Origin of the sequence: Bacillus pumilus, assembly GCF_003431975.1 — a bacterium.
Classification (GTDB): Bacteria; Bacillota; Bacilli; order Bacillales; family Bacillaceae; genus Bacillus; species Bacillus pumilus_N.
On record NZ_CP027116.1, the window covers coordinates 404973 to 418728 of the forward strand.

The window sequence follows — 13756 nt, forward strand, 5'->3', positions numbered from 1 at the left end:
CAATGTTAGTCAGTAGACGAAAAGGACATACAGCAAATCATATCGTCAGAATCAACGGAAAACGAATTGATCTCAAAGCATTAGAACAGGTGATGATGCTTCATTTTCCGCTAAAGGAATGTGCATTCATCCCGAAGAAAAATCAAGAAGGCAGCCTCTCGCTTGTGCTATTTGCACAGGCGAAGGACCCTTCGCTCACAAGAGAGGATCTAATGAAAGGTGTACTTCACCCTGATGAAGTGCCGGCCGCTCTCGTCTTATTGCCTTCCTTGCCAAAGACAGAAAGTGGAGCAGTCGACACAGACGCATTGCTTTCGATGGACATCATAGATGAAGAGGGATTAAGAAAGATAGAGGAGCGTACCAAAGCTATAGATGGAGTGAAGGAAGCGGCCACTTTCATTGAAAGTCAGACAGAAAAACAAACGCCCTATCACCTAGATGACTTGTTTCCTGATCGACAGCGATCCGAAGGGAACGTATCGATCTCGAAGGATGAAGCGGGCGAAACAAAGCAAGCATCCGCTCTTGAAAAGCCGCCAGCCCTTGTATATGGCGGGGATGTCATGAAAAAGCCAGGCACACCTGTCACACTGACAGAGGTGCTAATTCGATCAGCCTTTATGTCACCTGACCGCGGGGTGACCTATATTAAAGATGGCGGGCATACGTTAACCCAAACCTATCCTGAATTATTAACAAGCGCTGAACGGATTCTGTCAGGTTTAAGGAAAGCAGGGCTGACAAATGGCGATCAAGTGTTACTTCAATTAAAAGATCATCAAGATTTCATCACCGTGTTTTGGGGCTGTATTCTTGGCGGCATCATTCCGACCCCAGTCTCTGTACCGCCTGTTTATGATGAAATGAATCAATCTGTGAACAAGCTCAAGGGCGTGTTTCAGCTGCAAAATGAACCGTTTATTATTACAAACGAAGCAAGTGCTGAGGACATTGCTGGGCTACGTGAGACATTTGAGGCAAAAGAAATGCCTATTTTAACAATCGAATCATTGATCGCGTGTGAACCAGATGAACAGCATTATGAGCCAGAGCCGGATGAGCCTGTTCTTCAGCTACTGTCTTCAGGAAGTACAGGTGTGCCAAAGTGTATCCGTCACAACCATCAAAGCATTTTATCTCGAATCATCTCCTTTGAGCAGACCAATGGTTTTACGCATGAGGATGTGTCGCTTAACTGGATGCCGCTTGATCATGTAGGAGGCATTGTCATGTTTCATGTACATGATGTCTACCTTGGCTGCCAGCAAATTAGTCCATCCATCGATCAATTTATTGAACGGCCGATGGTGTGGCTGGATTGGATAGAAGCATACGGTGTCACAAGAACATGGGCACCGAACTTTGCTTTTGCCATGATGAATGAATATGAGGATGACATTCGCAAGGGGGGTGGGATCTTTCCACCTTGACTTATATCATGAACGCAGCCGAAGCGGTTGTTCCAAAAGTGACGCAGCGCTTCATGCATATCATGGAGCAGCACGGATTAAACCGTCATGCGATGGTCCCGGCGTACGGCATGTCTGAAACGTCCTCAGCTATTGTTCAATCAAAGGAATTCATGCGGCATGGTGATCAGGATGGCCAGCTGACGATTGATCAGACCTCGCTAACAGGTGAGATACAATATGTATCGCAAGATCATCCGCACAAAATGACGTTTACCGAAGTCGGTGCACCTATTCCGTCTGTATGGATTCGGATTGTAGATGAGCATCACCATGTACTGCCAGAAGATCAGGTCGGACGATTACAGGTGAAGAGCCCAACGATTATGATGGGCTATGATCAAAATGAGGAAGCCAATCAAGAGGTGTTTGCAGAAAATGGCTGGTTTCACACGGGGGATTTAGGGTTTATTCATGAAGGGCGTCTTGTTCTGACTGGTCGAGAAAAGGACATCATCGTCATCAACGGAGCCAACTATTTAAATTACGAAATTGAAGCTGTTGTGGAAGAGGTGCATGGGGTGGAAGTCACCTTTGCCGCAGCTTACGGCATATACAATCCCGAATCAAGCAACGACACGCTTGCCGTCTTTTTTGTCTCACAAAAGGACTCGCTAGAGGATCAAATCACGATGATTCAGCAGATTAGAGAGGCGATCATTCGTAAAATTGGAATAGAGCCCGATCACATCATCCCGGTGAAAAAAGACCAATTTCCGAAAACAGAAAGTGGGAAAATTCAACGTGCTCAGTTAGGCGCGGCGCTAAAAGAGGGCGTGTTCCGTGACATTGAAAGAGCACTGGACCTTGCTTCTGAAAACGAACAAACACTCCCAGATTGGTTTTTCAAACGCATTTGGGTAAAGGAACATATCGGTCCTTCTCACCCCGCTAGTGATCATGTACTCGTTTTTGAGGATGAAAAAGGACTTTACCAATCACTTTACGCGCAATTGGAACAAAGAAATCAGTCCTATGTTTCTGTGAAAAGAGGGCATGAATTTTTGCGGGTGTCCAAAGGGATGTATCAGATGAATCCGAGAATCAAAGGGGATTACGTCAGGCTCGTTGCTGCTCTTGAAGCAGATGAATTAAAGATTGGGCAAGTGCTCCATCTATGGAATGTAACAGACAAAGTAACCCTCGTTGATCCGGTGCAGTTTAAAGATATACATGAGGCTGCCAATTGCTCTATTTTGTATTTATATCAAGCATGGAGACAAGAGAACAAAGAGCTGGCCCGGCTTGTTGTGGTGACAAAGGGCGGTCAATTTGTAAGTCCTGAAGACGATCTTCATGTGGAGAAAACGTCACTCGTTGGTTTATTAAAAACCATCCCACAAGAATGGGGAGGAGTAGAGGTGTCCCAGATTGATATTGAAGCGGAGCATATAGAACACGATGCAAAGCATATTGCTGAAGAGCTGTCGGCGATTCATATAAAGTCAGAGGTATCATACCGAAAAGGGCACAGGTTTGTACCAAAGCTGGAAAAGGTCGATATGATGAAAGCGCCTCGAACAGAAGAATTTTTAGAATATGAAGGTCTTTATTTGCTCACTGGAGGTCTTGGTGGAATTGGATTTGAACTGTCTAAGCAAATGCTCCAATTTGGCCTAAAGCTCGTCTTGATTGGACGGACAACTCTGGAAGACAGCCTGGAAAAGAAAAAGGCGTTCTCACAGCTAAAAGGTCTCGGTGATGTTATCTATATACAAGCGGATGTGACCGATTTAGCTGACGTCGAGCAGGCAGTTTACAAAGCAGAAAAACATTTTGGTCAATCCATCCGAGGCGTGCTGCATTTAGCTGGGGCTGGCAATGTATCAGAGCATTTTCAGCAAGTGGACAAGTATACACTGGCTCATACGTCAGAAGAGGATTTCACGAAGGAATTGTCAGGGAAAGCAGACGGCGCGTTTGTCCTGCAGGAAGCCTTCAAGCATGACCCGGCAGTACCACTCGTCTTTTTTGGATCAGTGAATGGCTTTTTTGGTGGCACAACATTCGGGGCATACTCTGCTGCCAACAGCTTTTTAGATGGACTTGCGCACACTCTCACCTTTCAAGAAGGAAGACGAGCAATCTCTTTGAACTTCAGTATGTGGGATAATGTTGGTTTGTCTAAGGGACATACTGGCGCTGCACTAACCGTCCGCAAGGGATTTCAATTGATTGGAAAGAAACAAGGTGTCCATTCATTATGTCTAGGTGCTCGGCTGAATGAAGCGCACCTATTTATCGGTCTGGACGGAGCCAACCAAGAAATCGCAGCGTACCTTCACCCAGCGCCAATACCGACTTTTGAGAAAAAGCTTTTTTACACGGTTCAGCCTGGCAAAGAAGTGCAAGTTGAAGAAATCGCAGGCGTAGCTAAAGGTAATTGGGTTATTCAGCAAGTACAGGAAATACCGAAAAAACAAGATGGCTCTATTGATCATGAAGCCCTCAAGCTGAATCATCACAAAAATGGGCAACACCTTGAAAAACAATTGCCAGAAACGAAAACAGAGCAGGTGCTTGCCGCTATATGGGAGGACATTTTAGACGTAGATCGAGTGTACAAAGAGGATCAATTTTTTGACCTAGGTGGACATTCATTAAAGGCGACTCAAACCATCTCGCAGATCAATCATGAGTTTTCAATCAAGGCGCCTTTAAAAATATTATTTGAAAGCAAGCATTTGGCACATTTGGCGCAAATGGTTGATGACATCAAAGGAGCGCCGGCTGTACAGGAAGCCAAGATTCCAAAGCTTGAAAAGCGAGCAAGCTATGATCTGTCACATGCTCAGAAGCGAATTTGGTTTTTATCTACATTAGAAAAGAGCCATCATTACAATATATTAGGTGCTTGGAAGCTGACAGGACAACTTCACATTCAAGCGTTAACGAAAGCAATTGGTCTCTTAACGAAACGCCATGAAGCACTGCGTGCAACATTTAAATCGATTGGCGGCAAGCCGGTTCAACTGATACGTGAAGACCTTCCGCCATCTGTTACAGTTGCGAACTTCTCATTATTTAATGAAAAAACAAGAACGAGAAGACTCAAGCAGCTTATTCAGCAAGAAGCGAACCGCATCTATGATTTAGAAAGAGGGCCTCTTGCGCAGTGGACGATTGTGGATATGGGCGATGAGGAATATTATCTCCTGTGCGCGCAGCACCACATTATTTCAGATGCATGGTCACTCAGCCTGCTCATTCAGGAGGCAGAAGTGCTATATGGTGCGCTGCTCGCAGATGAAACGCCACAGCTGCCAGCGCTGGAAATCGAATGGACAGATTATGTTCATTGGGAAAATGACCAAGTAACGCATCATCAAGAAGACCAAGCCTATTGGCTCGATGCCCTACAAGGTGAACTGCCGGTGCTCGAGCTGCCGTTTGACCGCCCTCGTCCGCCAGTACAAACATTTAACGGCGCTACAGAGCAAATTGTTTTGGAAGAAACGCTTATCCGCCGGTTGCAGGCTTTATCTAAACAGCAAGGCACCACACTGTTCATGACGATGCTGTCAGCATACTACGTCCTGCTTCACAAGCTGTCAGGACAAACAGATATCATCATTGGATCGCCGATCGCAGGGCGTGATGCCAAACAATCAGAGAATCTCGTTGGAATGTTTGTCAATACACTCGCACTGAGGCAGGATATTTCAACAGCAGATACGTTTACTGATGTCATGGAAAATGTGAAAAAGATGACATTAAAAGCCTTCGAGCATCAGCATTATCCATTTGATAAGCTTGTCGATGATCTTTCGTTAGATAGAGATTTAAGTCGATCACCTATTTTCCAAGTGGCGATGGGGTATGTAACAGATTCGCTCGATGTAAACCTTAAAGGGCTGACATCTGAGCATGTGATGGTGCATCATACAGTGTCAAAATTTGATCTCACCTTGCATGTGTTTGAACAAGGAGAACAGCTGTCGATCCATGTGGAATACAACACGGATTTATTTGATCAAGAGACCATTCATCGTTATATTGACTATTATCTTCATTTGTTAGATGGCATGACGGCTCAGCCTGAACGCACATTTTTTGATTATTGCTTAATGGATAAAGTAGAACAGGCCGGGATGATCATAGGGAAAAACCAAACAGCTACACCATATCCAAAACGAACCCTTCAAGAGCTGTTTGAAGAACAAGTTCAGTGTGACCCGCAACGCACTGCCTTGTCCTATTTGGAAGAGCATATGACGTATCAAGAGTTGGATGAGAAGGCAACAAAGCTTGCTGCATACTTACAATCAAAAGGAATTGGACCCGGTTCACTTGTCCCGATGCTTTTCGATCGTTCCTTTGAGATGATTGTCTCAGTGCTAGGCATCGTCAAATCTGGTGCAGCGTATGTTCCAATGTCACCTGAGTATCCAGATGCGCGAATCCGCCTCATTGTTCGCGATACGCAAAGTGATGTGATCATCACTCAGTCTCATTTAATAGAGCGTTTAGTAGACTTTACAGGTACAAAAATTGACATGGACAAGCCATTACCAGAAACAAATGCAGTGTATCAAAGAGAACAATCAATCATAGGAAAAGACCAGGTAGCCTATGTCAACTACACATCTGGCTCAACAGGTACACCAAAAGGTGTGATGCTCCCTCATGCAGGCGTTGTCCGTTTGGTGAGAGAAACAAATTATATTGAACTAGGTCCAGATGATAAAATGCTTCAGCTGTCAAACTATGCTTTTGATGCCTTCACATTTGAATTGTGGGGAATGCTACTGAACGGCGGTCAGTTGATTCTGATTCCAAAATATGCCGCACTAAATATGGACGAATTATCACGGCTGATTAAAATGCATCAAGTGACAGCCAACTGTCTGCCAACCGCCTTATTCAATCGGCTAGTGGAGCACGATCCAAAAAGTGTAGTAGGCTACCGCACATTACTCGTTGGCGGAGAGGCTATGTCTAGTGAGCATGCACGAAAGGCACTGCCGCATATGGAAGGTGTGCTCATCAATGCTTACGGTCCGACAGAAAACACGACCTTAGCAACAACACATCGAGTCACAGACGTGCTAGAGGATGCAAGGTCAGTCCCAATTGGTGTCCCGGTATCGAACTCAACTGTCGTTATACTAGATGAAGCGCTCAACCCAGTGCCAGCAGGCGTCAAAGGAGAAATCTATATCGGCGGAACAGGACTGGCAAAAGGCTATCTTCATGATCTAGAGCGGACGCAGGAGCGGTTTATTGATAATCCATTTCCTGAACTAGAGGGAGACAAGCTGTATCGTTCAGGTGATCTTGGTACATGGCGGTCAGATGGTACCATTGAATATCTTGGGCGAAAAGACAACCTCGTGAAAATTAGAGGCTACCGGATTGAATGTGGCGAAATTGAGACAGCACTGCTCAAGCATCCGCAAGTAAAAGAATGTACGGTCATCGCCAAAACGTATGGCAGCTCAAAACGGCTGGCGGCCTACCTTGTCACAGACGGTGAGAATCCTGTCCCGGGCTGGAAAGCATTTTTACAGGAAAGCCTGCCGGGCTATATGATTCCAAGTTACTTTATCGTACTGGACGAAATGCCAGTCACAACGAACGGAAAGGTTGATCAAAAAGCACTGCCAGAGCCGACAGAAAAGATCTCTCTTTCCCAGAATGAAGACAAACCTGTCACTGAAACTGAAAAGCAAATTGTCACAGCTTTCAAGGAAGTACTTGGTGTCAAACAAGTAGGCATACGTGACTCCTTCTTTGATCTAGGTGGCGATTCGATCATAAGTATTCAGGCTGTTGCCAAATTGAAAGAAAAGGGCATTCGTGTTGATCCAAAATGGATTTTCATGCACCCAGAACCTGCTCAGCTAGCCGCACATGTGGACGCAGTACCAGAGTCTGGTGATTATGTCGAAAGGTCTCCGAAGGACTATGTGATGGAGCTGAAAAAAGGCGATCCAGCCGAACCGAGGATTTTCTTTGCACCGCCTGCCGGTGGAACGGTCATGGGCTATATCGATGTTACTAAGCTGATGACACACCAAGGCGCTGTGTACGCCTTGCAGTCTCCTGGATTATATGAGGATGAAGAACCGCAATTCCTTCATTATACAGAGCTTGTGTCCATATTTGTTGAAGCCATAGAGACCTTCTATCGCCCGGGCATTGACTATCTAGCAGGGCATTCAATGGGCGGGCACCTTGCCTACGGAATGAATCAGCGGCTCTGCCATGCAGGAAAAGCGCCGAAAGGGCTCATCATTTTAGATACGGTCCCGGTGTTAAGAGATGAAGCAGATCAAGGACTTCATGCGGATATGAACGAAGAAGAAGTGAAAATGCTTGCGCTTGTCCTTGGAATGGGAAATCTCGTCGGTATTCAGCCAGAAGCATTACAAGGGCTAAGCTTCCAAGAAGTGAAACAAAGAATACTCAAAGAAGCAGAAAAGGATGAAGTGGTTCATCAATTTATGAATGATCAGTATTTAGATAAATATTTGCAAATGCAAACGCACAATACGATCATGTCACAAGCCATTGAATTAGAAAAAGAACCATTCCCAGTGCCGTTTTATATTGTACAAAGCAGTGATCACGCCATTGATTTTCAGAAGAAGTTCTCAGACTGGGAGGCTTATACGAAAGGAACGTGCTCGTATTACCACATCAAAGGAGACCATGTCACCATGATGAAAAGGCCGCAGGCAGATGAACTGGCAAGAATTCTTCAAACGATAATAAAGGGGTAAGGACGTATGAATCATTTATTTAAAACCTTTGAAAAAAAATCAGAACTTATTCAACTTATTTGTTTTCCTTTTGCAGGTGGTTACTCCGCCTCGTACCGTCCGCTCTTTGAACAACTAAAAGGCACTGCCGAAGTAACAGCAGCAGAGCCCCCAGGGCATGGAACCAATCTCATGCCGCTCGAAACGAGCATTGACCGATTGGCTGAGCTATACAAAGAAGGACTCACGGGCAAACTGAACCGCCCATTTATCCTGTTCGGACATTCCATGGGAGGACTTGTCGTGTATAGACTGACGCAGCTACTAGAAAAGGAAGGAATTGATCCGGCAGCAGTCGTGATCTCCGCCATTCAGCCGCCGCAAACAAAACGACAGATCCTGACTCATTTATCCAATGAAGCATTTGTTCAGCATATTGCCGAAATGGGAGGGATTCCAAAAGAATTATTAGAGAACAAACCCATGATGGATTACTTTACGCCGTCCTTACGTGCAGACTATCAAGCGCTGGAAACCTTCCAGCACAAGGATCAATTCATCATCGAAACACCCGTTTATTTATTCAATGGAACACAAGATGAAAAATGCATGCAAGATGCAAACGGCTGGCTGCCATGGGCAAAAACCATCGAACGCACCAATTTTGATGGAGGCCACATGTACATCAACACACACCTCAAGCACTTCGCAGAACAGATGAGACAAGTGATTGACCTGACAATCAATCAACACCTCATCAAACATTAATAAAAAGCGGTCCTCATTAAAGGGACCGCTTTTTCTCATGATTTCTGCCTTTCACCACATTCCCGCCAATCACTCCGCCAATGACCAGCACACCTCCGATGAGATGATACCAATCGATTGTTTCATGTAAAATGAGGACCCCGGCGGCGACAGTTATAAACGCAGATAAATTGTTAAAGATGCTGACCTTTGCCGCTTCGAGCTGAGAGAGGGCATAGTTTGATAAATATGCCGTGAGAAGCGATGAAAGAATGCCTAAAAAGAGCATCGACCATACAAAAGATGGTTGTGTGAATGGGCTGAAAAATTGCACTGTTGTTCCGTTTACTGAATGCCGGATGAGCGAAGCGGCATTGAAAAAGACAAATCCAAAAAATGTCATCACAAAGGTGAGTTCAATCACATGGAAGCGCCGTGTAATCACCCGGGCAAATACACTGTATGCACTGGAGGATAAGGCTGAAAGTAATATCAGTGCATAGCCGATCATGTGTGAATGCTTCACATCAATTCCCTTCATGACGAAGAGAAGCATTACCCCGCACACCGAAAGAATGGTAAACAGCACTTGGATCCATGTCGCGCGTTCCTTCAAAAACCACGCGGCCAGCACCATCGTCAGAATGGGAATCGTTGCTTGAATGATGCCAGCCTCTGACGAAGAGGTATACATCAGCCCCCATACTTGAAACGCAAAAAACAGCACAGGGTAAAGCAAGGAAAACGGTACGATGTAGAGAAGGTCACGCCATTGAATGGAGAGGCGGTTCTTCTTTCGTAAAAATGGATACAGCAATAGTGCGGCTGCAAAAGAAATCGTAAAGCGGTGTGCCAATAAATCGATTGGGTTTGCTGACTCTAATGCAATTTTGACAAATAAAAATGAAAAGCCAATGATCGTTGCGTAGCCTATTGCGGCAGCATACGCTTTCTGTTTTAAAATATTCACAACGTGACTCCTTATACGAGCATGCATGCTTCAGATGAATTGACCGGTTCTGTTCTTTTATCGTAATTGGATCATCTAAGGTGTACAATAAGAGAACATGATATCTGTACCGGTACAAGGAGGAAGTGATGTGAGGAAATATGATCAGCTTGTTCTCAGCTTAAAAGAGAAAATGGCATCTGGTGAATACCGTGCTGGCATAAAGATCCCTTCCATTCGCCATTTAGCGGCTCAATATGCAGTAAGTAAAAGCACTGTCATCAAAGCACTAGACACATTAGAACGTGAACATCTGCTATATTCTGTAGAAAGAAGCGGCTACTATGTCGTGAAAACAAAGCAGTCAGCGGGGAAAGAGGATAGCACATGGATTGATTTTGCTTCATCTGCACCTGATCCCGTCGTGTTTCCATATGTTGATTTCCAGCACTGCATCAACCAAGCTATCGATTTGTATCAAAATGACTTGTTTATTTACGGCACAGCCAATGGATTACCCTCGCTGCTGCCAGTCATTTCTAAGCGATTAATGGATTATCAAGTGTTTGCAAATCCAGAACAAATCGTTATGACTTCTGGTATTCAGCTGGCGTTATCCATTTTAAGCACCATCCCTTTTCCGAATGCCAAACAGACCATACTAGTCGAACAGCCAGGGTATCACCTATACCTTCAATATTTAGAAAAAAATCAACTGCCTGTGATGGGGATTCAGCGGACGGAAAAGGGAATTGACCTTCAGAAATTGGAGCGCATCTTTCGAGAAGAGGAGATTCGTTTTTTCTATACGATGCCGAGGTTTCAAAACCCGCTTGGAACGAGCTTGTCAAAGCAGGAGAAAAGAGCGATTGCAGCTCTTGCCGAGAAATATGATGTCTATATCGTTGAAGATGATTATATAGCCGATTTAGAATTTGATGCAAAAAGAGACCCGATCTATTCATACGATCAGGCGGGTAAGGTCATTTATTTAAAAAGCTTCTCCAAGATCATCTTTCCAGGACTTCGAACAGGAGCGGTCGTCTTACCTGAGGAATTGATTAGACCTTTTAGCGAACACAAACGGCTCATTGATATCGACAGCTCCATGCTGTCACAGGCAGCCTTAGAAATATATTTGAAAAGCGGGATGTTTGAACGGCATCGAGACAGAATGCAGACAACCTATCGAAACCGATCCAAACAGCTAGTGACATGCCTGAAAAACGATCAAATCGCTTATCAACTAGGAGAAGAGGAGCCAGCTACTCATACACATGTACGTTTCGATCGGTCAATTCCGATGAACCAGCTCATTCAGCAGCTGAAAAAGGCATCTGTTTCCATTCAGTCAATCGACCGCCATTATCTGTCGACCTATCAAAAAGACCCCATTCTTCAGTTAAACATTTGGCATGTGAAAGAAGAGCAAATCACACGTGGAGTCGATTTGATAAAGACAGCATTTCAGCAAATTGGGCGATATTAAAGACGAGACAGCACATCATGGCAAGAGAGAACGTCAACAAGTTCAGCCGCAGAAGGCTTTCTTGTACACACCGCCATTTGGTAGGCAGGATCGAGTGAGTATGTTTGAACAAAGCAAGGCGCTTCATGGTCAGGTAATGAAAGCGTCGCCTGTCCATCCTCTGACAGGCGGGCTGTAAAGGACGAAAGACCATAGGATAATCCCTTCCCCGTCAGCTTAATAAAGGCTTCTTTCATTGACCAGAGATGAAAGAAGTAGGCTTCCTGCCTTTCTTCCGGCTGTGAAAGTAAATCCTCATACTCATCTGCTGAAAAAAATCGTCTGGCAATCGCTAGATCAATCGGTTTGATCTCCTCAATATCAATACCTACAGGTGCATCATCTATTGCGCATACGACCCAATCACCGGAGTGAGAAAGATTAAAATGAAAGGAAGGAATGTGCCGGACGACAGGCTTGCCATTGCCCTCTGTTTCAAAAACGATCTCATCAAAAGGCAGATCGTACATTTCATGGATCATTTGACGAACCAGCACCTCACCTAACAGAGTTCTTCTAGCATCAATCAAAAAACGAAAGCGCTCAGCGGCAGCACGCTTTTCAGCTGACACAAAGGGTTTCAATTGATCGATTTGCTTTCGTGCATTGATTTCATCTAATTGTTGTAATTGAATAGCGAAAATCTTCATAATGAACCTCAACGTTTTTACATGTATTGTACCATTGGAAGAACACAGTGCGAAGCATCCTTTTCAATAAAAGCATAAAGTGAAGACGTCATCATAGTAGTCTCATATATTCGTGATTTTTGCACAAGAAAAGCCATTCTTTTGTAGAATGGCTTGTTCTTATCGGATAACCGTTTGAACTGGTTTCTCTGCTGTTTTGGTAATAAGCAGCTCTAGGAGCCGTGTCGATTGCGGCAAAGAGAAACGAAGGACGAGACCTGTGAAGATGGCGGTCAGAATCGTGCCAACGCCAATTGGTCCGCCGAGCATCCATGCAAATAAAAGCACGGTTAACTCAATGCCATTTCGCACCCACTGCACGTTCAAGCCAGTTTTCGCTGAGATGAGCAGCATTAATGAATCCCTTGGTCCGGCGCCAAGATTGGCTGAGACATAAATGCCAACACCATAACCTGAAACCACAACGCCCGTAATAAACACATATAAAGCCGGTAAATACCCGTGTGGTGCAGGCAATACCGCATTAAAGAAATCTATAAACATACCAATCAGCACCATGTTCAGTAATGCGCCGATTTTTGGAAATGATTTCGTAAAAACAGAAGTCATTGTCACAATGAGTGCACCAATAATGATGGACCACTGTCCAATCGTGAGTCCAAAGTGCTGAAACAGTCCGTAGTGGAAGGCGTCCCAAGGACCAATCCCAAGAATCTTTCCTTTCACTGTCAGCGATAGTCCAAAAGCTAGTACGATCAGTCCAACAAAATAAAAAAACCAACGTAAAAGATGTTCCCGCTTCAAAAGCATTCCCTTCTTTCTTAAACACTCGATTTCCATCGTAACATACTCTCACACCCCTTTAAATGGCTTTGCTCAATTGTAATCGCTTACTTTTAAAAAGATAAAAAAAGGCTGTTCTCACCAAGCGAGAACAGCCTTTTTTCATGATCATACTGGATTCAAAATCCGGTTTAAGAATTGTTTTGTTCGTTCTTCCTTCGGTCGTTTGAAGATTTCTTCTGGAGGACCTTGTTCGACGATGACGCCGCCATCAATAAAAATCACTTCGTCTGCCACTTCTTGGGCAAACTTGATTTCATGTGTGACAACCGCCATGGTCCAGCCTTCTTTCGCTAAATCCTTCATGACCTTTAAGACTTCACCGACAAGCTCAGGGTCAAGTGCAGAGGTTGGTTCATCAAAAAGCATGAGCTCTGGCTGAATGGCAAGTGCACGGGCAATGCCGACACGCTGCTTTTGACCGCCTGACAGCTGGAAAGGGTAAAGGTCTTTTTTATCTTCCAGACCGACTTTTTCTAATAGCTGAATGGCTTCTTTTCGAACCGTTTCCTTTGGACGGCGCTGCACTTGGACAGGACCTTCCATCACGTTCTCAAGCACTGTGCGATGGGGAAATAGGTGATAATCCTGAAATACCATGCCTGACTTGCGGCGAAGCTTCAGCAAATCAGCTTGTTTATTTTTTTTAGAAAAATCAATCGAGAAATCATCGAAGGTAAAGGAGCCGGCATTTGGAATTTCAAGTGCATTTAAACAGCGAAGCATCGTTGTTTTTCCTGAACCTGATGGACCAAGAATCGCCACAACCTGCCCTTTGTTGATCGTAAAATCAATCGACTTTAAAATCTCATTTTCACCAAAGGATTTGTTTAAGCCTTTGACTGTTAGCATGTCTTTCCCTC

At 44.5% G+C, this 13756-nt stretch carries 8 protein-coding genes; 4 read left to right on the forward strand and 4 right to left on the reverse strand.

What is annotated here, in order from left to right; genetic code table 11:
- The first annotated feature begins 2 nt into the window (after positions 1 to 2).
- Genes C5695_RS20765 through C5695_RS01985 form a run of 3 tightly spaced genes read left to right on the forward strand, consistent with a single transcriptional unit; the run spans position 3 to position 8944 of the window.
- Positions 3 to 1433: an AMP-binding protein gene (locus C5695_RS20765; protein ID WP_272866847.1), complete on the forward strand. Its 1431-nt coding sequence runs from the start codon at positions 3 to 5 to the stop codon at positions 1431 to 1433.
- The gene (locus tag C5695_RS01980; RefSeq protein WP_272866848.1) at positions 1430 to 8197 is read left to right on the forward strand and encodes a non-ribosomal peptide synthetase; all 6768 of its coding nucleotides are present in this window, start codon (positions 1430 to 1432) and stop codon (positions 8195 to 8197) included. The genes C5695_RS20765 and C5695_RS01980 overlap by 4 nt, the downstream gene beginning before the upstream one ends.
- Before the next feature lie 6 nt (positions 8198 to 8203).
- Positions 8204 to 8944, forward strand: a complete 741-nt coding sequence (locus C5695_RS01985) for a thioesterase II family protein (RefSeq protein WP_117728690.1) — start codon at positions 8204 to 8206, stop codon at positions 8942 to 8944.
- A 16-nt stretch (positions 8945 to 8960) separates the two neighbouring features.
- Here the strand turns inward: C5695_RS01985 and C5695_RS01990 are convergent, their stop codons facing one another.
- On the reverse strand, positions 8961 to 9893 hold the full coding sequence (locus C5695_RS01990) for a DMT family transporter (RefSeq protein ID WP_117728691.1): 933 nt from the start codon (positions 9891 to 9893) through the stop codon (positions 8961 to 8963).
- 130 nt (positions 9894 to 10023) lie between these two features.
- Here C5695_RS01990 and C5695_RS01995 point away from each other — a divergent pair, with 130 nt between their 5' ends.
- Entirely contained in the window at positions 10024 to 11361 is a 1338-nt protein-coding gene (locus C5695_RS01995) for an aminotransferase-like domain-containing protein (protein WP_117728694.1), read from the forward strand.
- On the opposite strand, the gene C5695_RS02000 is transcribed toward C5695_RS01995, so the two are convergent.
- The 3 genes from C5695_RS02000 to C5695_RS02010 form a co-directional block, all read right to left on the reverse strand.
- Positions 11358 to 12050: a 4'-phosphopantetheinyl transferase family protein gene (locus C5695_RS02000; RefSeq protein ID WP_117728696.1), complete on the reverse strand. Its 693-nt coding sequence runs from the start codon at positions 12048 to 12050 to the stop codon at positions 11358 to 11360. The genes C5695_RS01995 and C5695_RS02000 overlap by 4 nt on opposite strands.
- A gap of 159 nt (positions 12051 to 12209) precedes the next feature.
- Positions 12210 to 12854: a YczE/YyaS/YitT family protein gene (locus C5695_RS02005; RefSeq protein ID WP_117732977.1), complete on the reverse strand. Its 645-nt coding sequence runs from the start codon at positions 12852 to 12854 to the stop codon at positions 12210 to 12212.
- A 147-nt stretch (positions 12855 to 13001) separates the two neighbouring features.
- Positions 13002 to 13745, reverse strand: coding sequence for an amino acid ABC transporter ATP-binding protein (locus tag C5695_RS02010; protein WP_117728698.1), 744 nt, complete (start codon positions 13743 to 13745; stop codon positions 13002 to 13004).
- Positions 13746 to 13756 lie beyond the last annotated feature (11 nt).

Excerpts from the sequence above, each read along its gene's own strand:
- C5695_RS20765 (WP_272866847.1), top strand. The coding sequence starts at position 3 with ATGTTAGTCAGTAGACGAAAAGGACATACAGCAAATCATATCGTCAGA.
- C5695_RS01985 (WP_117728690.1), top strand. The coding sequence starts at position 8,204 with ATGAATCATTTATTTAAAACCTTTGAAAAAAAATCAGAACTTATTCAA.
- C5695_RS02000 (WP_117728696.1), bottom strand. The coding sequence starts at position 12,050 with ATGAAGATTTTCGCTATTCAATTACAACAATTAGATGAAATCAATGCA.
- C5695_RS02010 (WP_117728698.1), bottom strand. The coding sequence starts at position 13,745 with ATGCTAACAGTCAAAGGCTTAAACAAATCCTTTGGTGAAAATGAGATT.